The organism is Pseudomonas putida (assembly GCA_029953615.1).
GTDB lineage: Bacteria > Pseudomonadota > Gammaproteobacteria > Pseudomonadales > Pseudomonadaceae > Aquipseudomonas.
The window spans coordinates 4,665,158-4,687,447 of the sequence record CP124529.1; the positions used below are offsets into that span (position 1 = coordinate 4,665,158).

The window sequence follows — 22,290 nt, forward strand, 5'->3', positions numbered from 1 at the left end:
GAAAATTTAAAACCTAATAAAAACAATGAGTTGATCGCGATTTTCAGTGATTGAAAAGCGCCTGGCACAGCCGTTGCTCTAGCCCTTGGCACGTCCAACCGGAGCACCAGCGCATGACCTCAGCCACCACGCCTTTCGAGCAAATGCCGCGCTACGTTCGTGTACGCAGCGAGCCGGATGCGGCCTTTGTCGAGTTCGACTTTGCCATCGGTTACCCGGACCTGTTCGTCGAGCTGGTCTTGCCGCGCAGCGCCTTTGCCAGCTTCTGCGCCAGCAACCGGGTGCGCCACATGGATGCCGCGATGGCCGCTGCCGTCGATGCCGACATGCAGAAGTGGCGCTATGGCGAGAGCCGCGACGAGGACGAATGAAGCGCCGTTTGTCGGCGCGTTGCATCCCCACAACAAGTACAGGACGCCTTGCATGAGTATCGAGATCAAGACGGCCACGGTCGAGCCGATCCGCCAGACCTTCAGCCATACCCGCCGCCGTTTCGGCAACAAGCCGGCCAGCCGCTACCAGGAAGCCAGCTTCGATATCGAAGCTGCCACCAACTTCCACTACCGCCCGCTGTGGCAGCCCGACAAGCTGCTCAACGACCCCAGCCGCACTGCCGTGCAAATGGCCGACTGGTACGCCGTCAGCGACCCGCGCCAGTACTACTACGGGACCTACGTGCAGGCCCGGGCACGCATGCAGGAAAACGCCGAGCACAGCTTTGCCTTCTGCGAAAAGCGCGAGCTGCTGGCCAGCCTGCCGGCCGCAACCCGTGCCTTGGTTGCGCGCCTGCTACTGCCGCTGCGCCACGCCGAGCTGGGCGCCAACATGAACAACAGCGGCATTGCCGCCGATGCCTTTGGTACCAGCGTCACCCAGATGCACATGTTCCATGCCATGGACCGCCTGGCCATTGCCCAGTACCTGTCACGCATCGGCCTGCTGCTGGAGGACGACGGCCTGGCACTGCTGGCCGAGGCCAAGCAACGCTGGCTGGACGAGCCGGCCTGGCAAGGGCTGCGCCGCTACGTCGAGGACAGCCTGGTAGTACGCGACTGGTTCGAGCTGAGCCTGGCGCAGAACCTGATCAGCGACGGCCTGCTGTTCCCGTTGTTGTTCGAACACTTCGATGCGCAACTGGTGGCCGCCGGGGCAGGGCAGCTGGGCATGCTCACCGAGTTCATGCGCCTGTGGTTCGCCGAGAGCCAGCGCTGGGTCGATGCGCTGGTCAAGACCGCTGTCGCCGAAAGCCCGTACAACCGCCAGCTGATCGAAGGCTGGGTCAGCCAATGGCGCGGGCGCGCCTTGCAAGCACTGCTGCCGCTGGCCGAGCTCGGCCCTGGTCGCGATGCGTTGGATGCCTGCGACAGCGCCTTTGGCGCACGCCTGAAAAAACTCGGCCTCAGTGGAGATGCCGCATGACTTCCCTCGTCTACATCGCCTTCCAGGACAACGACAGCGCCCGCTACATCGTCGAGGCCATCACCCAGGACAACCCCCACGCCCAGGTACAGCACCAGCCGGCGATGATCCGCGTGCAGGCCGAAGGGCGCCTGGAAATCCACCGTGACACGGTGGAAGAAAAAATCGGCCGTGAATGGGACGTGCAGGAAATGCTGATCGACGTGATCACCCTCGGCGGCAACGTCGAGGAAGACGAAGACTGCTTCGCCCTGCACTGGAACTGATCCGCACAACGACAAGAACCCGGAGACCACCATGGCCGCCAAGCGCCTCAACCAGAAAGACAAGTACCGCTGCCTGACCCGAGACCTGGGCTGGGAGCCGAGCTATCAGAGCAAGGACGCCATCTACCCCTACGAGCGGTTCGAGGGCATCAAGATTACCGACTGGGATAAGTGGGAAGACCCGTTCCGCCTGACCATGGACGCCTACTGGAAATACCAGGCCGAGAAAGAGAAGAAGCTGTACGCCATCTTCGATGCCTTTGCCCAGAACAACGGCCACCAGAACATCTCGGACGCCCGTTACGTCAATGCCCTGAAATTGTTCCTGAGCGGTGTCACGCCCCTGGAGTACCAGGCCTACCAGGGCTTTGCCCGGGTTGGCCGGCACTTTGGCGGTGCCGGGGCGCGGGTGGCCTGCCAGATGCAGGCCATCGACGAGCTGCGCCACGTGCAGACCCAGGTACACGCCATGAGCCACTACAACAAGCACTTCAACGGCCTGCATGACTTTGCCCACATGCACGACCGGGTGTGGTTCCTGTCGGTGCCCAAGTCGTTCTTCGAGGATGCGCGCACGGCTGGCCCGTTCGAGTTCCTCACTGCCATTTCGTTCTCGTTCGAGTATGTGCTGACCAACCTGCTGTTTGTGCCGTTCATGTCGGGCGCAGCATTCAATGGCGACATGGCCACGGTCACCTTTGGCTTCTCGGCGCAGTCCGACGAGGCCAGGCACATGACCCTGGGCCTTGAGGTGATCAAGTTCCTGCTGGAACAGCACGAGGACAACGTGCCCATCGTGCAGCGCTGGATCGACAAGTGGTTCTGGCGCGGCTACCGGCTGCTGACCCTGGTCGGGATGATGATGGACTACATGCTGCCGAACAAGGTGATGTCCTGGGCCGAAGCCTGGGAGGTGTACTTCGAGCAGGCCGGCGGAGCGCTGTTCAAGGACCTGGAGCGCTACGGCATTCGTCCGCCGAAGTACGTCGAGCAGACCACCATCGGCAAGGAGCACATCAGTCATCAGGCCTGGTCGATCTTCTACCAGTACAGCCAGGCGACCAACTTCCACACGTGGATCCCCACTGACGAGGAACTGGACTGGCTGTCGGCCAAGTACCCGGACACCTTCGACCGCTATTACCGGCCACGCTACGAGCACTGGCGCGAACTGCAGGCGCGCGGCGAGCGCTTCTACAACCCGACGCTGCCGATGCTTTGCCAGGTCTGCCAGATTCCGCTGGCCTTCACCGAGCCGGATGCGCCTACGCAGCTGAGCCACCGCAGCCTGGTGCATGAAGGCGAGCGCTACCACTTCTGCTCCGATGGCTGCTGCGACATCTTCGCCTTCGAACCGGAAAAGTACGTGCAGGCCTGGCTGCCGGTGCACCAGATCTTGCAGGGCAACTGTGGTGGTGGCGATGTCGAGGCAGTGGTGCGCGATTACTACAACATCGCCCCCGGGCAGGACAACTTCGAGTACCAGGGCTCACCCGAACAGCAGCGCTGGCAGGCCGTGCAGGGCACCGAGCGCCAGGCCGGCTGAACCATTGAAGCGCCAGGGCGCCGTTGCTGCGCCTTGGCCCCGACAAGAACAAGAGGAACATTGCCATGCCCGTGACCGCCATCGGCACCTACACTGCCCAACCCCTGGACCTCCAGGCCAACTTCCACGGCGCCCAGCTGGTGTACCTGTGCTGGGAAAACCACTTGCTGTTCTGCGCACCCTTCACCCTGCCGGTGGACCCGGCGCAACCCTTCGCCGCCTTCATCGAGCAAGTGGTCAAGCCAGCCATTGCCCTGCATCCTGATGCCGCCCAGGTCGACTTCACCGTGGCGCGCTGGCGCCTGAACGAGCAGCCGTTCAGCCCCGACCTGGCCTGTGGCCTGGCCGCCAACGGCATCGCCCACAAGAGCCTGCTGCACCTGCACACCCCAGGCCTCGAAGGCCTGGGCGGCAGCCATAACTGAGGAATGCTGCCATGAGCTATCAAGTCACTATCGAACCCACAGGCGAACAGATTGAAGTGGAGGTGGGCCAGACCATCCTCGAGGCCGCCCTGCGCCAGGGCGTTTGGCTGCCGTTTGCCTGCGGCCACGGCACCTGCGCCACCTGCAAGTGCCAGGTGCTCGAAGGTGAAGTCGACCTAGGGGCTGCCTCGTCATTTGCGCTGATGGACATGGAGCGCGACGAGGGCAAGGTGCTAGCCTGCTGCGCCGTCCCGCAGAGCGACCTGGTGATTGAGGCCGACATCGATGTCGACCCGGACTTCGCCGGCCTGCCGGTGCAGGACTACCGTGCCGTGGTTACCCGACTGGTGGAACTGTCGCCGACCATCCGCGGTGTACACCTCAAGCTCGACCGGCCGATGGCCTTCCAGGCCGGGCAGTACGTGAACCTGCAACTGCCGGGCATCGAAGGCACCCGGGCGTTCTCCCTGGCCAACCCGCCGCAGCAGGCCGACGAGGTGGAGCTGCATGTGCGCCTGGTGGAAGGCGGCGTGGCTACCGGGCACATCCACCGGCAGCTCAAGGTCGGCGACGCACTGGAGCTGTCGGGCCCCTACGGGCAGTTCTTCGTGCGCAGCTCGCAGCCGGGGGACCTGATTTTCATCGCCGGCGGCTCGGGGCTGTCCAGCCCCCAGTCGATGATCCTCGACCTGCTGGCGCGTGGCGACACCCGGCGCATCACCCTGTTCCAGGGCGCCCGCACCCGTGCCGAGCTGTACAACCGCGAACTGTTCGAGGCGCTGGCTACCCGGCATGCCAATTTCAGCTACGTGCCGGCCCTCAGCCAGGCCGCCGAGGACGTGCAGTGGCAAGGTGTGCGCGGCTACGTGCACGACGCGGCCAGGCAGCATTTCGAGGGCCGCTTCAACGGCCACAAGGCCTATCTTTGCGGCCCGCCACCGATGATCGATGCGGCCATCACTTGCCTGATGCAAGGGCGCCTGTTCGAGCGCGACATCTTCATGGAGCGCTTCTACAGCGCCGCAGACGGTGCCGCCGACGGCCAGCGTTCGGCCCTGTTCAAGCGCATCTGAACCCTTTGCTGCCCGGCTCCCTGATCTGCGGGGGGCCAGCCTGCACCCGACCGATAACAACAACAAAGGTTGACCCGATGAACCCGACCCTAGCGAACCTGCTTCGCCTTGCCGTGTGCGCCACGTTGTTCGGCGCTGCCAACCTGTCCCATGCCACCGAAGGGGGCGGCACCTCATACCCGCTGGGTGCCGAAAACTACATGTCCGGCGCCATGCCGCCGCCGGGCTTCTATGGCCAGCTGTTCGTCAACCATTACGAAGCCGACAACCTGCGTGGCAACGACGGGCGCAAACTGCCGGTGGACTTCCGCGTGCGCGCCAACGCCATCGTGCCGCGGCTGATCTGGGTGAGTGACTACACGGTGCTGGGCGGCAGCCTGGCGCTGCATGCGATCGTGCCGCTGGTGGACGTCAAGGTGTCGCTCAATGGTCAGTCGCAGCACAACAGCGGCCTGGGCGACGTGATCTTTGGCCCGGCGCTGGGCTTTCACCACAGCGACAAGTTCCACAGCATCCTGGCCTTCGACATGATTGCTCCCACCGGCCGCTACGACAGGGATGACCTGGCCAACCCCGGGCGCAACTACTGGGTGTTCGAGCCGGTATATGCGATGAGCTACGTCGACCCGGCCGGGCTCAATCTGGATGCCAAGGTGATGTATGACTTCAACCGCCGCAACCCGGCCACCGATTACCGCTCGGGCCAGGAATTTCATGTGGACTATGCGGTGGGTTGGGGGCTTGGGAATGGTTGGGTGCTGGGGGTAGGGGGGTATTACTACCGGCAGACGACTGACGACAATCAGGATGGCGAGCGTATCGACGACAACAAAGGGCGCAGCTTTGCCGTTGGCCCGTCGATCAAGTACAGCGGCAAGGATGGCTGGTTCGTGACGGCGAAATGGTCAAAGGAAACCGAAGTGCGCAACCGCGCCCAGGGCGATGCCTACTGGCTGAAGCTGACCTTGCCCTTCTGAAAGAGGGCTGCTATGCAGCCCATCGCCGCGGTTCGACGCCACTACAACCCAGCTCCCACCTGTTGGAGCTGGCTTGCCGGCGATGAGGCCAGTGCAGGCAATACAAGGCAGCCTGCACTGGCCCGATCCATCAGGCCACATCTACCAGCACGATCTCGCTGTCCTCGATGGCGGTCACCCGCAGCACCTGCTCCTGCTCGATCGCCACACCATCGCGCGCCTTGGCCCGCAGCCCGTTGACCTCCACCAGCCCCTTGGCCGGAACCAGGTAACCCCGGCGTGCGGCATCGAAGCGGTATTCGGCAGTTTCACCGGCACGCAGGGTGGCAGCCACCAAGCGCGCATCGGTGCGGATCTGCAGGCTGTGTTCATCGCCTGCACGACCGCTGGCCAGGGTCACGAAACCTTCGCCACGCTCACCTTTCGGGAATGGCCGGGTACCCCACTGCGGTGCTTCACCGGTGCGCTCCGGCACGATCCAGATCTGGAAAATGCGCGTGTCGACGTCTTCCAGGTTGTATTCGCTGTGCACGATGCCGGTACCGGCGCTCATCACCTGTACGTCACCCGCTTCAGTGCGGCCTTTGTTACCCAGGCTGTCCTGGTGAGTGATCGCGCCTTCCCGTACATAGGTGATGATCTCCATGTCGCGGTGCGGGTGCGGCGGGAAGCCGCTGCCGGCAGCGATCAGGTCGTCGTTCCATACCCGCAGGTTGCCCCAGTGCATGCGTGCCGGGTCGTAGTACTCGGCAAACGAGAAATGGTGGTGGGCGTCGAGCCAGCCGTGGTTGGCGTGGCCGAGGCTTTCGAACGGTCGCAGTTGCAGCATGGTCGTGCTCCTTGAATCAGTGGAATGACGCCATGATGCGCCAAAGAACCATCGAAAATAAGCGTAAATATCGGCTTAAAATAATCGACCAAATAGATGTATCCCGATAGAGTGTTTTATCCGCTTCATCGCCTAATCCACTGATCTGCAAGCATTCGCTGGCGATTTTTTGTCGATGCGGCGAACATGCCCGCTGATTTTGTTTTTCAACGGAGTGACCGTGGCCCAAGAGCAACCCCAGGCCCATGCCGACCTTACCCCTCCTGCCCAGCTGCCCTGGTTTCGCCGCCTGGCGGCCCGCCTGCTGGGGCGCGGGCTGACCCGCCTGAGGGCCCAGCACCGCGACTCGTGGTTCCTCGGCCATGCCAGCGGCCAGCGCAGTGGCCATGCCGATGGCATGCGTGAAGGGTTCGAGCGTGGGCGGGTGGAGGGCTATGAGGCCGGGCGCCAGGTGCTGGTAATCCGCGATACCCGCCCCGATACCGCCGCCGTGCCGGGCCAGGATGACAACCTGTTCGATGACTGGCGCCTGCCCCTTACCACCGAGCTGAAAAAACGCTTCAAGGCCGATGTCGCCCAGCGCCTGCCCGCCGAGTCGCAACCCAGTGCCGCGCAATGGAAGCTGATTTTCAGCGATACGCCGTCCACCTGCGTAGTGGCCGGTGCCGGTGCGGGCAAGTCCACCTCGCTGGTGCTGCGCATCCTGCTGTTGCGCCATTACCTGGGTTATGAACTGGACGCGATGACCGTGGTCACCTTCACCCGTGAGTCGCGCAAGGACTTCATCAAACGCCTGTTGCAGGTGTTCGCCGTGTGGCAGATCAACCTGCAACCGCTGCAGGCCCGCGAGCTGGTGCGTACCTTCCATTCGCGCATTCTGCCGCTGGTGCGCAGCCTGCCGGGCTTTGGCCAGGTGCGCGCGTTCGAGACGCTGGGCAACGAGATGCCGGCCGGGCGTGAGGCCGAGGCCGAGAGCAACCCGTTCGACCTGCGTCTGAACGATGCCCAGCGCCAGCAGTTGAACCAGTGCTACAGCACCCTGTTGGTCCAAAGCCCGCGTTTTGCCGAGCTGGTCGGCCTGCTGCGCAGCGAAGCCCTGCAACTGAAGCCGCTGGACCCCAACAATCCTGACGTGCAGAAGCGCGCCCAGGTGACCCAGTTGGCGGCCCAGCGCGACGAAGAACTGTGCGACGTGATCGAGGACCTGTGGTTCGCCGCCGGTGCCTGGCCGATCAAAGGCATCGAGCCCTGCCGCGAAACCGTCGAGATCCGTGGCAGCCGCTTCCATGTGCATGGCCGCCTGGCCGGCCAGGGCCCTTTGGTAGTACTGGGCTTCGACCCGGCGGAAAGCGCGCAGTACCAGCGCCCCGGCGCCAAGCTGGCGGTGCGTGCCGAGTGGGCAGTCAAGCGCACGCTGTTGCAGGCCTTCTGCGACCGGCCGCTGATCTGGCTCGACAACTATGCCATGGCCCGGCGCCTGGCAGCTTCGCTGGCCGGTGATGCCGTGGCCGGCCCCGGTTTCGAGTACAAGGTCAAGGGCGAACTGGCCCCGGCGCCGTTGCTGGATGCCTTTGTTGGCGCGGCCAATTTCATCGAAAACCTCGGCCTGGAGGTGAACAGCGCGGTGGCGGCCATGAGCTTCCCGTCCGGTGACAGCGATGCGTTGTTCTTCGAGGCCCTGGCACTGTACTGGAAGGCCCTGGAGGCGCACCTGCTGGACCAGTCGCCGCCGGTGATGAGCTACAACCGCATGTTTGCCCTGTTCGGCGAAAACAATCCGGAAAACCTGCAACTGCTACCCGACCCGTTGCTGCGGCCGCTGGCGCACCTGATGATCGACGAGTTCCAGGATGTGTCGCCGCAGATCGTCAGCTGGTTGCGCGCCAGCCTCACCGAAATCCGCCGGCGCGGCCCGTCGATGCACAGCGGGCGCCACGCCCGGCATTCATCGCTGCTGTGTGTGGGCGACGACTGGCAGTCGATCTACGGCTGGCGCGGCAGTTCGCCCAAGTACTTCATGGAGTTCATCAAAGCCTTCCCGTCGCCGGCCAACACGCGGGTGATGCTGGTCGACAACTACCGTTGCCAGCAGCAAGTGATCGACGCGGCCGAACACCTGGTCAAGGGTACCCCGGCAATTGCCGGCAAGAAGGCCCGCGCCAGTGGCCCGGCGGCCGAGCTGCCGGGTTCGCCGGTCAAGGTGTTCGACCGTGACGAGGCCGCCCTGGGTGAAACGCTGCTCGAGCACTACCAGCGTGGCGAGACGGTGATGATGCTGTACCGCAAGGGCAGCGACCGGGCGCTGATGAACGAGCACCTGCAAAGCGTGCTGCACGCAGAGGCGGCGTTGCCAGCCGAGCAACGCCGGCTGCGCCAGTTGACCTACCACAGCGCCAAGGGCTTGCAGGCCGACGCGGTGTTCATGCTGGGTGACTGCCAGTACCTGACCAGCTCGCCCTACAAGAACCAGGTGTATCGCCAGGCCGGGCTGGGCAGGGCCGGGGATGCCCAGCCATTCGATACCGCGCAGAAGGAAGAGGTGCAGCGCCTGGCCTATGTAGCGGTGACCCGGGCGGTACGACACTGTTACTGGCATGTCGAGGCCGCCAATGGCGAAGCCGCCGCGGCGCCGCGGGCGTCCAGCCAGGTGGATGGCAAGCAGGCGTTCTTCGAGGACCTGCGTGGGCAGTGAGGGTCGGTGACGGTTAAGTCACGGTCGGTGACGGGCCAGTGGTGTAGCTGAGGTTGCGCCAAGGTAACGTGTCGGAGCCCTGAATGGCCCGGCGCAAGGGTTGCCGCTGGCGACAGGAAGCGAAGGGGCCGGCGGCGTATTCGGCCTGGTGTGGTCGTACCAGGCTCCAGTCAGGAAGTGTACCCATGCGTTCTTCATCGACACCCAAGGATCACCTGCTAGACCTTAACGGCATTGAAATTGCCGTGCGTTGCTGGGGGCCGGAAGACGGCATCCCGGTGCTGGCCCTGCATGGCTGGCTGGACAACGCCGCCTCGTTCGAACGCCTGGCACCGATGCTCGATGGCTGCTTCGTGGTCGCCCCCGACCTGGTCGGCCACGGCCGCTCGGCCCATCGCCGCCACGACAGTGGCTACTACCTGTGGGAACATGCCGAGGACATGCTGGCGGTTGCCGACAGCCTGGGCCTGGCGCAATTCCATGTGCTGGCCCATGGCATGGGCACCGGGGTGGCGTCGTTGCTGGCGGCCATGACCAGCGGTATTGCCAGCATGACCTTCCTCGACGGCATGGGCGCACCGTTCACGGTGGCCGAGGACGACCGCGTGCAGCACCTGGCCCGGGCCTATCGGCTCAAGCGCATGGTGCAGCGCAGCCAGTTGCAGGGTTTTGCCGAGCCGCACGTCGGCCGTTTCGAGGACCTGGACACGGCGCTGGCGCAACGCCGCGAGCGCCTTGACACCGAGCTGTCGGAAGAGGCGGCAAGGCTGCTGGCGCTGCGTGACCTGCTGCAATTGGGCGAGGGCTATTGCTGGCGTCACGACCCGCGTCTGGTGCTGCCCGAACCCATGCCGCTGACCGAGCGCGAAGCCTGCGATCTGCTCAGTCAGATCCGCTGCCCGCTTTACTTGCTGTTCGGCCGTCAGGGGGCATTCACCGCTGAGGCCTTTACCCGGCGCCAGGCGGCCTTGCCCAGCCATGCCAAGGTGTCATGGCACCCGGGCGGGCACCACTTCCATCTGGATGCACCGGACCGGGCACTGGTCGACCAGCTGCTGCGCATCCTGGCCCGCCATGAAGGCGGCGTGCTGCAGCGCCTGGTGAACGAATAGCGGAGTATGGTCGGAGCATGCGCCGGTGGGCTATTGTGGTGGACGTTTACCCTTGGAAACCGACCGCCACAAGGAGCCCGGCATGCGCCCGTTCACCATCAAGCACATCGACCACCTGGTACTGCGGGTCCGCGACCTGCCGCGTAGCATTGCCTTCTACACCGACCTGCTCGGCTGCACGGTCAGCCGCGTACGCGAAGACCTGGGCATGGTCCACCTGGCCACCGGCACGGCCATGATCGACCTGGTCACCCTGGACGGCCCGCTGGGCCAGCCTGGTGGCGCGGCACCGGGGGCCGAGGGGCGCAATCTGCATCATTTCTGCCTGCGCATCGAGCCGTTCGACGAGCCGGCACTGCGGGCGTACCTGCAAGCCGCGGGGGTACAGGTGGCGCCTGCCGAGAAACGTTACGGCGCCGAAGGTGAAGGGCTGTCGCTGTACTGCTACGACCCGGATGGCAACCAGGTGGAGCTGAAAGGGCCAGTGCTGTAGCAGCGGCCCGCAGTGGATATCCCGTCAAAGCCTATTATGCTTCAGTAACCTTGCTGCGATCCGAGGCGGCCTGCCTCGTCGTGCTTCGCATAACCAAAGCAAGCCCCCAGGGCCTGGGTGCGACGGTGCAACAGCGGATGAGGTGCTCCCGGCCTGCATGACGACAAGACGGAGGCACCCCATGGCGGTTCTCGACAGCACATCCACGGGCAGTAGTGCGCCCCAACGCGGTATCACCCGGGAGGAGCGCAAGGTCATCTTCGCTTCGTCCCTGGGCACGGTATTCGAATGGTACGACTTCTACCTGTACGGCTCCCTGGCGGCGATCATCGCCAAGCACTTCTTTGCCGGGGTCAATGAAACCACATCGTTCATCTTCGCCTTGCTGGCCTTTGCCGCCGGCTTTGCCGTGCGGCCATTCGGCGCCATCGTGTTCGGTCGCCTGGGCGACATGATCGGGCGCAAGTACACCTTCCTCATCACCATCGTCATCATGGGCCTGTCCACCGCTGTGGTGGGCCTGCTGCCCAGCTACACCACCATTGGTGTGGCCGCGCCGATCATCCTGGTTACCCTGCGCCTGCTGCAGGGCCTGGCATTGGGCGGCGAATACGGCGGCGCGGCCACCTACGTGGCCGAACATGCCCCCAAGGGCCGGCGCGGCTTTTTCACCGCCTGGATCCAGACCACGGCCACCCTGGGGCTGTTCCTCTCGCTGCTGGTGATCATGGCCTGCCGCACGGCCATGGGGAACGAGGTGTTCGAGGCCTGGGGCTGGCGGGTGCCGTTCCTGCTGTCGATCCTGCTGCTGGCGATTTCGGTGTACATCCGCATGCAACTCAACGAGTCGCCGGTGTTCATGAAGATGAAGGCCGAGGGCAAGGCGTCCAAGGCGCCGCTGACCGAATCGTTCGCCCGCTGGGACAACCTCAAGGTGGTGATCATGTCGCTGCTCGGTGGTACCGCCGGTCAGGCCGTGGTGTGGTACACCGGGCAGTTCTATGCACTGTTCTTCCTGTTGCAGATGCTCAAGATCGAGCCGCAGACCGCCAACCTGCTGATTGCCGGTTCGCTGTTGATCGGCACGCCGTTCTTCATCCTCTTCGGCAGCCTGTCCGACCGCATCGGCCGCAAGAAAATCATCATGGCCGGTTGCATCATCGCGGCGCTGACCTACTTCCCGATCTTCAAGGCCCTGACCCAGTACGGCAACCCGGACGTGTTCGTCGCCCAGGAGCAGAACCCGGTGGTGGTGGTAGCCGACCCTGGCCAGTGCGCGTTCCAGTTCGACCCGGTGGGCAAGGCCAAATTCACCAGTTCTTGCGATATCGCCAAGAGCCTGCTGGCCAAGCGGGCCATCCCCTATACCAACGAAGCGGCCGAACCTGGCAGCGTGGCGCAGATCCGCATTGGTGAACGGGTGCTGCCGAGCTTCGATGGCAGTAGCCTGGCGGCAGCGGACTTCAAGGCCCAGAGCGACGCCTTTACCGCGACCTTGACCGGGGCGTTGAAGGAAGCCGGCTACCCGGAAAAGGCCGACCCGGCGAAGATCCACTACCCGATGGTGCTGTTGCTGCTGACCATTCTGGTGATTTACGTGACCATGGTCTACGGGCCGATCGCCGCCTGGCTGGTCGAGCTGTTCCCGGCGCGTATCCGCTATACCTCGATGTCGCTGCCTTACCACATCGGCAACGGTTGGTTCGGCGGCTTCCTGCCGACGGTGGCGTTTGCCATGGTGGCGGCGACCGGCGATATCTATTACGGCTTGTGGTACCCGATCGTGATTGCGCTGATGACGGCGGTGCTGGGGATATTCTTCCTGCCGGAGACCAAGGACCGGGATATCAACCACACCTGAAGGTTTAGGCTGCCAGTACCGGCCTCTTCGCGGGCTTGCCCGCTCCCACAGGGATACCACTGTGCCTGAGGGCAGTGAGTTACCTGTGGGAGCGGGCAAGCCCGCGAAGAGGCCGGCACAGGCACCCAATCAGTCAAAGTAGCCACGCAACCCAAAGGCATACCCGGTATCCACCCCGGCAGCCTCGCCCCGGCTCCAGCGCTTCTTCAACACGAACTCGAATGCCGGCTCGTACAGCCCGTCCCGCACCAGCGCACCCGCCAGCACCTCGACGTCATACCAACCATTGTCCAGCTCGATGATCGGCCGCCCCGGCACCTGGTAGCGCGCCATCAGGTCACCCAATGTCTTGGGCGTGAAGTGCTGCAGGATGCGCCAGGTGTACAGCATCAGCGCGCCGTGCTCGACCTGCAGCACATAGCCATTGCGGCGGTGCTTGAGGCGGCTGCCGGGTTCGCACAGGGCCGGAGTGTGGCTGTCCAGGGTGAACAGGATGCGGTAGGGCAGGTTGTCGACCCCGGCCAGCGGCAGCACGATACCTTCGCGCACGGCCTGGTCGCCGCTGTCGCCGTGGGTGAACGCATGGGCCAGGTCGTCGGGCAGTTCATGTTGTTGCTTGAAGCGTTCGAGCAGCTGGATATCGCCGAGCAGAAAGTAGTCGACCAGGTCGTTGAGCACTTCGCTGAATTCGTGGCGCATCTGTTTTCCTTGTTGGTGCGCAATGAGGGCAAGGGCAAATGTAGCACTTCAGATTGGCTTCAGATTGCCCCCTGATACTGGCCCCGACACCTTACTTGAGAGGGGGACAGTCATGACTCAGGCAGACAGCTCCAGCCTGTTTCCACTGGCTATCGGCAACCACGGCGATCGCCTTGCCCACATGACGCTGAAACACCCCGGGGAGCCGGGGCGCGACGAGCTGGAGCAGTTCATTCACGCCCGTTTTGCCTGCGCGCACCACGCCGACGTGCAGCACTACCTGCCCGAACTGCTCGGCCTGCATGACAGCCACGGGCGCCTGATGGCCGCCGTTGGCGTACGCCTGGCCAGCAGTGGCCCGACCTTCATCGAGCGTTACCTGGATGAGCCGCTGGAAGTGGCCGTGACCCGGCTGGCGGGCAGCCCGGCAAGCCGTGCGCGCAGTTGGTCGAAGTGGGCAATCTGGCCGCGCTCAGCGCCGGCAGCGCGCGGATCATGATCATTGCCGTGACCTGGTTGCTGGCCGCCCGCGGCTTGCAGTGGGTGGCGTTCACCGGGGCCGCGACCCTGGTTAACAGCTTTCATCGCCTGGGCCTGGTGCCCACGGCGCTGGCTGTGGCCGACCCTGGTCGGCTGAACGGCGACGCCGACAGTTGGGGCAGTTACTACGCGCAGCACCCGCAAGTGTTCGTCGGCAACATCGGCTATGGCCATGAGGCCCTGGCCCGCGGCGGAGTATTCGACCGACTGGGATTGCCCGCGAGCGTGCAGGAGGCTGGCCATGCCGCATGAATGCCAGCTGTTCAGGGAGGTGCTGCAACTGCATGCGCGCCACCGGGGGGCGCAACCGGCGTTGCTGGGCCTTGGCGGGCCATTCACCTATCAACAGTTGCTGGACGAGGTCGAGCAACGTCGGGCCTGGTTGAGCGCGCAGCCACCGGGCACCTTCGCCCTGGCCCTGGAGAACGGCCCCGAGGCGCTGTTCTGGGACCTGGCGGCGCTGTTCGCGGCGCGCCCCATCGTCATACTGCCGGCATTCTTCAGCAGCGCCCAGCGCCGCCACTGCCTGGCACAGAGCGGGGCAATGCTGGCGCTGGCCGATGAAGCCTTCGCTGACGACTTGCATGCCTGCGGCTTCAGTGCCGGCGAGCGTTTCTGGAGCCGCCAGCCGCCAGCGGGCGCGCCCTTGCCAGCGGGGACCGCGAAAATTACCTACACCTCCGGCAGCACCGGAGCACCCAAGGGCGTGTGCCTGAGCGCCGAAGCCATGCTGCGGGTAGCGCGTGAGCTGGAGGCCGCCAGCCGGCCTACGGCGCCGGGCAAATACCTGGCGGTATTGCCTCTGGCGGTGCTGCTGGAAAACCTGGGCCTGTACGCGGCCCTGCTGGCCGGGGCAAGCATCGCCCTTTACCCGCAGGCACAGCTGGGTTTTCGCGGTGCCAGCCAGGTCGACTTCAGGCAACTGCTGGGCGCCATCGCCTTGAGTGGTGCCGAGAGCCTGATCCTGGTGCCACAGCTGCTGCTCGGCCTGGTCACGGCCATCGAGCGTGGCCTGATGCGGGTAGGCCCGTTGCGCTTCGTGGCGGTAGGCGGGGCACGCGTGGCGCCTAGCCTGCTGGCCCGCGCCGAGGCAGTCGGGCTACCCGTGTTCGAAGGTTACGGCTTGTCCGAATGTGCCTCGGTGGTGTGCCTCAACCGCCCCGGGGGCCGGCGCCCGGGCAGTGTCGGGCGGCCGCTGCCGCATGTGCAGGTGCGCATTGCCGAAGATGGCGAAGTGCAGGTGGCCGGCTCGGCGTTGCTCGGCTACCTGGGCGAACCACCGTTCAGCGAACTGTGGCTGTCGACCGGTGACCTGGGCCATTTCGACAGCGATGGCTTCCTGTACCTGGCCGGGCGCAAGAAGCACCAGTACAGCACCAGCTTCGGGCGCAACGTCAACCCTGAATGGGTCGAGGCCGAACTGACCCAGGGCGGGGTGATCGCCCAGGCGTTCGTCCACGGCGAAGGTCTGGCACACAACCTGGCGCTGATCTGGCCGCTGGACCCCCAGGCTGACGACCATACCCTCGAACGGGCCATCCGCCAGGCCAATGCCGGCCTGCCGGACTATGCCCGGGTGCATGCCTGGCGGCGCCTGCCCGAGCCTTTGAGTGCCGCCGGGCAAACCCTGACCGCCAACGGCCGGCCACGCCGCGAACAGATCCTGCGGTGTTACCACTCCCTGTTATCCGACCTTCAATGATCTACGAGGTTTGCCATGCTTTTCTTCGACATGCTGCAGCAGGAAACCGCCGACGAGCGTACGGCATTGTTCAGTGTCCCGGTCATCCGCGACGCGCTGGCCGGCAAAGCCAGCCTCGAGGCCTATGTGGCCTTTCTCACCCAGGCCTATCACCACGTGCGGCACACCGTACCATTGATGATGGCCTGCGGGGCCCGTTTGCCGGCGCGGCTCGAGTGGCTGCGCGGCGCAGTGTGCGAATACATCGAGGAGGAATACGGCCATGAGCGCTGGATTCTCGATGACATCGCCACCTGCGGTGGCGACCCGCATCAGGTTGCGGCCGGCCGGCCGGCATTGCCCATCGAGCTGATGGTGGCATTTCTCTACGACCAGATTGCCCGTGGCAACCCGGTCGGGCTGTTCGGCATGGTCAACGTGCTCGAAGGCACCAGCATTGCCTTGGCCACCCAGGCCGCCGGTACCCTGCAGAGCAGCCTCGGCCTGCCGGACCAGGCGTTCAGCTACCTGAGTTCCCATGGCGCCCTGGACCAGGACCACATGGCCACCTACCGTGGGCTGATGAATCGCCTGGAACAGCCCGAGGACCAGCAGGCGGTAATCCACGCTGCCAAAGTGGTGTATCGCCTGTATACCGCCATGTTCGAAGGCCTGCCGCGTTCCGCACAGCAGGAGGTACAGCATGCGCTTGCCTGATTGCGTGGCGTTGCTCACCGGCGCCAGCGGCGGCATCGGCCTGGAGCTGGCGGCCCAGTTGTGCAGCGCCGGTGCCCGCGTACTGGCGGTCAGCCGGCAGCAGGGCGGGCTGACCGAACTGATGGCGCGCTACCCCGGGCAACTGCGCTGGCAGCAGGCCGACCTGCGCTGCGCCGAAGGGCGCCGTGAAGTGCTGGAAGCGGCGCGGGCGATGGGCAGTTTTAACCTGTTGATCAACGCCGCCGGGGTCAACCGCTTCGCGTTACTCGAACAGCTGGACGAGGCCGCCCTGGACGAGTTGTTCGACCTCAACATCAAGGCCGCCGTGCAGCTCACCCGCCTGTGCCTGCCGCTGCTGCGCGCGCAGCCCAATGCACTGGTGGTGAACGTGGGGTCGATCTATGGCTCGATCGGTTACCCGGGCTATGCCACCTACTGCGCCAGCAAGTTTGCCTTGCGCGGGTTCTCCGAGGCATTGCGCCGCGAGCTTGCCGATACCTCGGTGAACGTGCTGTATGCCGCACCGCGCACCACCCGCACGACGATGAACAGTAGCGCCGCGCAGGCCCTGAACCAGGCGTTGAAGGTAGGCGTCGATGACCCGCGGGATGTTGCGCGGGCAGTGCTCGATGCAGTACAGGCCGAGCGTAGCGAACTGTACCTGGGCTGGCCGGAAAAACTCTTCGTGCGCCTTAACGGCATGCTGCCGGGCGTGGTCGATCGCGCCCTGCGCAAGCAACTGCCGCTGATCCGTCGCTACAGCACCTGGCACAGCAAGGAGTCGAGCAAATGAAACGTCTGATACTGGCCAGCCTGCTGGCCATCGCCCCGTTCAGCTGGGCCCTCGACCAGAACGGTACCCAGCAACTCAACGCAATCCAGCAGCGCTGGGCAGTGATTCGCTACAACCTGCCCGAGGCGCAGCGTGCCGGGGCGTTCGAGGCCTTGGCGGTACAGTCGGCGGCGCTGGTGCACCAGCAACCGGGTTCGGCAGAGCTGTTGATCTGGGACGGCATCGTCAACAGCAGCTGGGCCGGTGCCACCGGCGGGTTGGGCGCGCTGGGCAAGGTGAAGGCCGCTCGCGCCAGCCTGGAAAAGGCCCTGGCCATGGACCCCAAGGCCCTGCAGGGCTCGGCCTACACCAGCCTGGGCGCGCTGTACGACCAGGTCCCCGGCTGGCCGTTGAGCTTCGGCGACCAGGCCAAGGCCGAGGCCATGCTGCGCCAGGCGCTGGCGATCAACCCCGACGGTATCGACAGCAACTACTTCTGGGCTGACCACCTGTACCGGCAAAACCGCTACGACGAAGCCCGCGCGGCCCTGCAAAAGGCGTTGCAGGCACCGCCCCGGCCCGGGAGAGAGCTGGCCGACCAGGGCCGGCGTGGTGAAATCGATGCTTTACTCAAAGCGATCAAGGAAAAACAGGATTAAGCATGCGCCTGCTGCTGGTAGAAGACGACGCCGCGTTGGGGGAGGGGATCTGTGACGGCCTGCGCCGCGAGGGCTATACCCTCGACTGGTTGCAGGATGGCGCCAGCGCCTTGCATGCCCTGTGTCACGAGGAATTCGACCTGGCCATCCTCGACCTGGGCTTGCCGCGCCTGGATGGCATCGAGCTGTTGCGGCGCCTGCGTGCAGCCGGGAAGAGCCTGCCGGTGCTGGTGCTGACCGCCCGCGATGCGACAGAGGACCGTATCGTCGGGCTGGATGCCGGCGCCGACGACTACCTGGTAAAACCCTTCGACCTCAACGAACTCAAGGCCCGCCTGCGGGCCTTGCTGCGACGCAGTAGCGGCCGCGCCCGGGTGCTGATAGAGCATGCCGGGGTATGCCTGGACCCGGTCAGCCAGCAGGTGCACTACCGGGGCCAGCCGGTGGTGCTCACGCCCAAGGAATACCTGTTGCTGCACGAATTGCTGGCCCAGCCGGGCAAGGTGTTCACGCGCGAACGCTTGACCCAGTTGCTGTATGGCTGGGATGAAGAGCCGGAGAGCAATACCCTGGAAGTGAACATCTACCAGCTGCGCAAGAAGCTGTTCAACGGCCTGATCCGCACCGTGCGCGGGATCGGCTACCTGGTGGAAGGCAAGGCATGAGTTCGTTGCGCCAACGCACCTTGTGGCGGGTGATGCTGCTGTTGCTGGTCGGCAGCGGGTTGCTGGCGCTGTACAACTACCACGACAGCCGTCATGAAATTAACGAAGTGTACGACGCCCACCTGGCACAGAACGCCCGGCTGCTGCAGGGCATAATGAGCCTGCCGGTGCAGGAGCAGAGCCGTGACGAGTTGTACCGCGCCTTCGACGAGGCCTTGAGCAAGGCCGGGCACCACAAGGTGGGGCACCGCTACGAAAGCAAGCTGGCCTTCCAGGTATGGGCCGACGACGGCGGGCTGCTGGTACACACGCCCAGCGCCCCGCAGCTGGGGCAGGCGCCGCGGGTGCCGGGTTTTGCCGACGTGGTGGTGGAAGGGCGCCGTTGGCGCAGTTTTGTCTTGCCGGTGCCGGAAAAACACTGGGTGATCTGGGTGGGCGAGCGCAACGACGTGCGTGATGACCTGATCGAACGCATCGTGCAGCACACGCTGTTGCCATTCCTGTTCGGCAGCCTGGCCCTGGCCTTGCTGGTGTGGGCGGCCATTGGCTGGGGGCTGCGGCCGCTGCAGAACATGGCCAGGGTGATCCGCGCCCGCCACGCCGAGTCGCTCGAGCCTTTGCAGCTGGTGCCGTTGCCCAAGGAGCTGGAACCGATGCAGGCGGCGATCAACCGCTTGCTCGGGCAGATCGACGACCTTCTGCGCCGCGAACACCGTTTCATCGCCGACGCTGCCCACGAGATGCGCACGCCCTTGGCCATCCTGCGTCTGCATGCGCAAAACGCCCTGAATGCGGACAGCGCTGCCGAGCGGGACAAGGCCCTGCAGTTCCTGATGGGCGGCGTCGACCGCCTTGCCCGGGTGGTCAACCAGCTGTTGACCCTGGCCCGCCTGGAGCCGCGACCAGGCCGGCGTGACTGGCCGCGGGTGGACCTGGAGGGCGTGGTGGCCGAGACCCTGGCCGAGCTGACCCCCTGGATACTGGAGCGCGGGCTGGAGCCTTCGCTGGACATCGCCGCGGGCGACTACCATTTGCATACCGACGCTGGCGCGCTGGGAATTGCCTTGCAGAATCTGGTGGCCAATGCCGTGGATCATTCGCCAGCGGGGGGGAGGGTTGCCGTGACACTGCAGCGTGAAGGGCAAGCCCTGCTGATCAGCGTCGACGACGAGGGGCCGGGTATCGCCGAGGTCGACCAGCAGCGGGTGTTCGAGCGCTTCTACAGCAAGGGCTCGACCAATGGCGCCGGGCTGGGGTTGTCGATCGTCAGCACCATCATGACCCGCCTGGGTGGCAGCGTGCAGTTGCGCAACCAGACGCCACACGGACTGCGCGCGACCTTGCGCCTGCCCGTGGAGCCCTGAACGTTGCTAGTGTTTCTGGGCGATCTGGATCAGGTTGCCGCAAGTGTCATCGAACACCGCTACGGTGACTGGCCCCATGGCAGTAGGCGGTTGGGTGAACTGCACACCCGCCGCGCACAGCCGGGTATATTCTGCCTGGATGTCCCGCACACCGAACGAGGTGGCGGGGATGCCGTCCTGCTTGAGCGCGGCTTTGTAGACCTTGGCGGCCGGGTGCGCGTCGGGCTCGAGCAGCAGCTCGACGCCGTTGGGGTCGTTGGGGGAGGTGAGGGTGAGCCAGCGGTGTCGGCCCATGGGGATGTCGTGCTTGGGCTCGAAACCGAGTACGTAGTGGTAGAAAGCCAGGGCTTTGGCCTGGTCGTCGACGAGGATGCTGGTGACTATGATCTTCATGAACGCACACCGTATGCCTGGAGTCGTTGAGTACCAGTAAAGACAATCAGCGGCATTTGGCCAGGGCACCGGGTTCACTGAGAGCCCTGCAGCGCGATCCGACAGCATTTCTTTTCACGGTCAAAGTTCCAGATGGGTTGGTGGCAATGGGGGCTGTAGCGTTGATCGGGCAATACCACCCAATCCAAGGAGTGAACCCCATGCAAGAAAAACCCGTTAACGAGCCAGACGACACTCTCGACCACGAACAGCTGGCAAATGCAGAACCGCAGGTAACGTTGTCCCGGCGCAAGCGCAGTGTACAGCCAGTAGTCGGCATGCCCTGCACGCCAGGGTACAAACTGATTGGTGATGACTGTGTAATCGCCAATATCGATTTCGAGTGAAGCAAAGGGGGGGGGCGCACGGCGTCCCCTCGTAAAAACCTGCTCAAGCCATAGGTAAATCCTTCATCACCCGGCCCCCACCCAGCCGCTGCCGAGGGTAAAGTGACAGGCATGATCCCAGCGCGCCCAGACCGGCGTCAGAGAGGTGCCCGTGGCGGCCTACACATTGCGACAACTCAAGTACTTCGTCACCACCGTCGAGGCCGGCAGCGTGGCCGAGGCTTCACGCCAGCTGTACATCGCCCAGCCGTCCATCTCCACGGCCATCAAGAGCCTGGAAGAAAGCTTCGGCGTGCAGCTGTTCATCCGCCATCACGCCCAGGGTGTGTCTCTCACGCCCAGCGGCAAGCGCTTCTATGCCAAGACCAGGTCGCTGCTGCAGATGGCCCACGAGTTCGAGCAGAACGCCCTGGCCGACAACGATACCGTGGCCGGGCAGATCGACATCGGCTGCTTCGAAACCGTGGCACCGCTGTACCTGCCACGCCTGATCGCCGGCTTTCGCCAGCGTTACCCGGGGGTGGATATCCGACTGCGCGACGGCGAGCAGCAGGAGCTGATCCAGGGCCTGACCGCAGGTACCTTCGACCTGGCGTTCCTCTACGACCATGACCTGGACGGCACCATCGAGGCCGAGCCGCTGATGCCGCCGCAGAAACCCTATGTGCTGCTGCCCGAGAGCCACCGCTTCGCCGGTCAGGCCCAGGTGTCGCTGCGTGACCTGTGCCCGGAACCGATGATTCTGCTGGACGTTGCCCCCAGCCGTACCTACTTCGTCAGCCTGTTCAACGAAATGGGCCTGACGCCCAATATCGTCTTCAGCTCGCCGTCGATCGAGATGGTGCGTGGCATGGTCGGGCAGGGGTTCGGCTTTTCGCTGCTGGTGACGCGGCCGCATTCGGAGTACACCTACGACGGGCAACGCCTGGCCATGCTGGACATTGCCGAGCCAGTGGCGCTGTCAGGGCTGGCGGCAGCATGGTTGAAACGTGTGCAACTGACCAAACCGGCGCAGCTGTTCGTCGAGTTTTGCCGGGAAGAATTGGCCAAGTTCTGAACGGGCACGCCATGCATCCTCCGGCCGAGGCATGGCGCGCCTGCTGATCAGGGGTTGACCTGATAGCCGCGCCCTTGCAGGCACCCGGCATAGGCACTGGCATGAGCCTGGGCTTTCGCTTCGTCCTGGCCGCGCCGGTCCTGACGGCGGTCCTGGCGCTGACGCATGCCACCGACTGCAGCACCAGCGGCGGCCACTTCGCCGGCGCGGTTCTGCCGGTATTCCTGCTTGGCGTCATCACCAACCCGGTCATACAGCTCGTCGTGCTGGTTGCCGCGCACCTGCGCGCCGGCCGCACCGGCAACCGCGCCGGCGGCGGCACCACGTACCCGGCCACCGACATGGGGGTCGCTGGATGTGGCGGCACTGTTCGCGGCATTGGTCGCGACGGTATTGCAATCATTGATATCCAGTTGCATCTGCTGGCTGCTCTGGCCCTTGAGCGGCACCACCGACTGCGCCTGGGCTGCCGATGCCGCGCACAGCAGCACCAGCAGGTAACTCCACGTGAACGTACGCATGGCAAACCTCCAGCGGGTGGGGATCCCGTTTCACAGGATAGTTCTCTTTGCTGTCGATGATGGCAGTTTTGCCGGGATGGTCTAAACCGGATATCAAACGTGGTTCGCCTGCGTATCACGGCGTGAATCCGGGCTACCTGTGG

At 64.7% G+C, this 22,290-nt stretch carries 24 protein-coding genes and 1 pseudogene; 20 read left to right on the forward strand and 5 right to left on the reverse strand.

The genetic code is table 11. The features are described from left to right. The first annotated feature begins 113 nt into the window (after nucleotides 1-113). The 7 genes from QIY50_21370 to QIY50_21400 all read left to right on the forward strand — a co-directional run bounded on the left by QIY50_21370 (nucleotide 114) and on the right by QIY50_21400 (nucleotide 5,706). Entirely contained in the window at nucleotides 114-371 is a 258-nt protein-coding gene (locus tag QIY50_21370; protein ID WGV19837.1) for a phenol hydroxylase subunit, read from the forward strand. Nucleotides 372-423: 52 nt separating this feature from the next. Further along, entirely contained in the window at nucleotides 424-1,419 is a 996-nt protein-coding gene (locus QIY50_21375) for an aromatic/alkene monooxygenase hydroxylase subunit beta (protein ID WGV19838.1), read from the forward strand. Continuing rightward, the gene (locus QIY50_21380) at nucleotides 1,416-1,685 is read left to right on the forward strand and encodes an MmoB/DmpM family protein (protein WGV19839.1); all 270 of its coding nucleotides are present in this window, start codon (nucleotides 1,416-1,418) and stop codon (nucleotides 1,683-1,685) included. Before QIY50_21375 ends, QIY50_21380 begins: the two co-directional genes overlap by 4 nt. A gap of 31 nt (nucleotides 1,686-1,716) precedes the next feature. Continuing rightward, the gene (locus QIY50_21385; GenBank protein ID WGV19840.1) at nucleotides 1,717-3,231 is read left to right on the forward strand and encodes an aromatic/alkene/methane monooxygenase hydroxylase/oxygenase subunit alpha; all 1,515 of its coding nucleotides are present in this window, start codon (nucleotides 1,717-1,719) and stop codon (nucleotides 3,229-3,231) included. A 65-nt stretch (nucleotides 3,232-3,296) separates the two neighbouring features. Then, entirely contained in the window at nucleotides 3,297-3,656 is a 360-nt protein-coding gene (locus tag QIY50_21390) for a phenol hydroxylase subunit P4 (GenBank protein ID WGV19841.1), read from the forward strand. Nucleotides 3,657-3,667: 11 nt separating this feature from the next. Continuing rightward, nucleotides 3,668-4,729, forward strand: a complete 1,062-nt coding sequence (locus QIY50_21395; protein WGV19842.1) for a phenol 2-monooxygenase domain-containing protein — start codon at nucleotides 3,668-3,670, stop codon at nucleotides 4,727-4,729. Nucleotides 4,730-4,806: 77 nt separating this feature from the next. After that, nucleotides 4,807-5,706: a transporter gene (locus QIY50_21400; protein ID WGV19843.1), complete on the forward strand. Its 900-nt coding sequence runs from the start codon at nucleotides 4,807-4,809 to the stop codon at nucleotides 5,704-5,706. A gap of 130 nt (nucleotides 5,707-5,836) precedes the next feature. Here QIY50_21400 and QIY50_21405 read toward each other — a convergent pair whose 3' ends face one another. Further along, nucleotides 5,837-6,535 carry a pirin family protein gene (locus tag QIY50_21405; protein WGV19844.1) on the reverse strand — a complete coding sequence of 233 codons (699 nt, stop codon included), beginning with the start codon at nucleotides 6,533-6,535 and terminating at the stop codon, nucleotides 5,837-5,839. Between the two features lie 175 nt (nucleotides 6,536-6,710). Here QIY50_21405 and QIY50_21410 point away from each other — a divergent pair, with 175 nt between their 5' ends. Continuing rightward, nucleotides 6,711-9,227: a UvrD-helicase domain-containing protein gene (locus QIY50_21410; GenBank protein ID WGV19845.1), complete on the forward strand. Its 2,517-nt coding sequence runs from the start codon at nucleotides 6,711-6,713 to the stop codon at nucleotides 9,225-9,227. A gap of 13 nt (nucleotides 9,228-9,240) precedes the next feature. On the opposite strand, the gene QIY50_21415 is transcribed toward QIY50_21410, so the two are convergent. Then, nucleotides 9,241-9,414: a hypothetical protein gene (locus tag QIY50_21415; GenBank protein WGV19846.1), complete on the reverse strand. Its 174-nt coding sequence runs from the start codon at nucleotides 9,412-9,414 to the stop codon at nucleotides 9,241-9,243. On the opposite strand from QIY50_21415, the gene QIY50_21420 reads away from it, so the two are divergent. The 3 genes from QIY50_21420 to QIY50_21430 all read left to right on the forward strand — a co-directional run bounded on the left by QIY50_21420 (nucleotide 9,413) and on the right by QIY50_21430 (nucleotide 12,693). Continuing rightward, the gene (locus QIY50_21420; protein WGV19847.1) at nucleotides 9,413-10,339 is read left to right on the forward strand and encodes an alpha/beta fold hydrolase; all 927 of its coding nucleotides are present in this window, start codon (nucleotides 9,413-9,415) and stop codon (nucleotides 10,337-10,339) included. The two genes, QIY50_21415 and QIY50_21420, sit on opposite strands and share 2 nt — an antisense overlap. Nucleotides 10,340-10,421: 82 nt before the next feature. Then, on the forward strand, nucleotides 10,422-10,832 hold the full coding sequence (locus QIY50_21425; GenBank protein WGV19848.1) for a VOC family protein: 411 nt from the start codon (nucleotides 10,422-10,424) through the stop codon (nucleotides 10,830-10,832). A 181-nt stretch (nucleotides 10,833-11,013) separates the two neighbouring features. Next, entirely contained in the window at nucleotides 11,014-12,693 is a 1,680-nt protein-coding gene (locus tag QIY50_21430; protein WGV19849.1) for an MFS transporter, read from the forward strand. Nucleotides 12,694-12,822: 129 nt separating this feature from the next. On the opposite strand, the gene QIY50_21435 is transcribed toward QIY50_21430, so the two are convergent. After that, nucleotides 12,823-13,392: a hypothetical protein gene (locus QIY50_21435; protein WGV19850.1), complete on the reverse strand. Its 570-nt coding sequence runs from the start codon at nucleotides 13,390-13,392 to the stop codon at nucleotides 12,823-12,825. 112 nt (nucleotides 13,393-13,504) lie between these two features. Here QIY50_21435 and QIY50_21440 point away from each other — a divergent pair. The 7 genes and pseudogenes from QIY50_21440 (at nucleotide 13,505) to QIY50_21470 (ending at nucleotide 19,790) form a co-directional block, all read left to right on the forward strand. Then, a pseudogene (locus QIY50_21440) lies at nucleotides 13,505-14,184 on the forward strand (thermostable hemolysin). Continuing rightward, nucleotides 14,174-15,634, forward strand: a complete 1,461-nt coding sequence (locus QIY50_21445) for an AMP-binding protein (protein ID WGV19851.1) — start codon at nucleotides 14,174-14,176, stop codon at nucleotides 15,632-15,634. Before QIY50_21440 ends, QIY50_21445 begins: the two are co-directional and overlap by 11 nt. Before the next feature lie 15 nt (nucleotides 15,635-15,649). Next, complete coding sequence (locus QIY50_21450; protein WGV19852.1) at nucleotides 15,650-16,330, forward strand: iron-containing redox enzyme family protein; 681 nt, start codon at nucleotides 15,650-15,652, stop codon at nucleotides 16,328-16,330. After that, nucleotides 16,317-17,123: an SDR family oxidoreductase gene (locus QIY50_21455; GenBank protein WGV19853.1), complete on the forward strand. Its 807-nt coding sequence runs from the start codon at nucleotides 16,317-16,319 to the stop codon at nucleotides 17,121-17,123. Before QIY50_21450 ends, QIY50_21455 begins: the two co-directional genes overlap by 14 nt. Then, a complete protein-coding gene (locus QIY50_21460; protein WGV19854.1) occupies nucleotides 17,120-17,761 on the forward strand; it encodes a tetratricopeptide repeat protein in 642 nt (213 codons plus the stop codon). The genes QIY50_21455 and QIY50_21460 overlap by 4 nt, the downstream gene beginning before the upstream one ends. A gap of 2 nt (nucleotides 17,762-17,763) precedes the next feature. After that, on the forward strand, nucleotides 17,764-18,426 hold the full coding sequence (locus tag QIY50_21465; protein ID WGV19855.1) for a response regulator: 663 nt from the start codon (nucleotides 17,764-17,766) through the stop codon (nucleotides 18,424-18,426). Next, nucleotides 18,423-19,790 carry an ATP-binding protein gene (locus QIY50_21470; GenBank protein WGV19856.1) on the forward strand — a complete coding sequence of 456 codons (1,368 nt, stop codon included), beginning with the start codon at nucleotides 18,423-18,425 and terminating at the stop codon, nucleotides 19,788-19,790. The genes QIY50_21465 and QIY50_21470 overlap by 4 nt, the downstream gene beginning before the upstream one ends. A 6-nt stretch (nucleotides 19,791-19,796) precedes the next feature. Here QIY50_21470 and QIY50_21475 read toward each other — a convergent pair whose 3' ends face one another. Further along, nucleotides 19,797-20,183 (reverse strand): VOC family protein, encoded by a 387-nt coding sequence (locus QIY50_21475; protein WGV19857.1) that lies wholly within the window; start codon nucleotides 20,181-20,183, stop codon nucleotides 19,797-19,799. A 200-nt stretch (nucleotides 20,184-20,383) separates the two neighbouring features. Here QIY50_21475 and QIY50_21480 point away from each other — a divergent pair, with 200 nt between their 5' ends. Continuing rightward, entirely contained in the window at nucleotides 20,384-20,569 is a 186-nt protein-coding gene (locus QIY50_21480; GenBank protein ID WGV19858.1) for a hypothetical protein, read from the forward strand. A 151-nt stretch (nucleotides 20,570-20,720) separates the two neighbouring features. Next, nucleotides 20,721-21,626 carry a LysR family transcriptional regulator gene (locus tag QIY50_21485; GenBank protein WGV19859.1) on the forward strand — a complete coding sequence of 302 codons (906 nt, stop codon included), beginning with the start codon at nucleotides 20,721-20,723 and terminating at the stop codon, nucleotides 21,624-21,626. Nucleotides 21,627-21,673: 47 nt separating this feature from the next. Here QIY50_21485 and QIY50_21490 read toward each other — a convergent pair whose 3' ends face one another. Continuing rightward, complete coding sequence (locus tag QIY50_21490) at nucleotides 21,674-22,147, reverse strand: YMGG-like glycine zipper-containing protein (GenBank protein WGV19860.1); 474 nt, start codon at nucleotides 22,145-22,147, stop codon at nucleotides 21,674-21,676. Nucleotides 22,148-22,290: the final 143 nt, after the last annotated feature.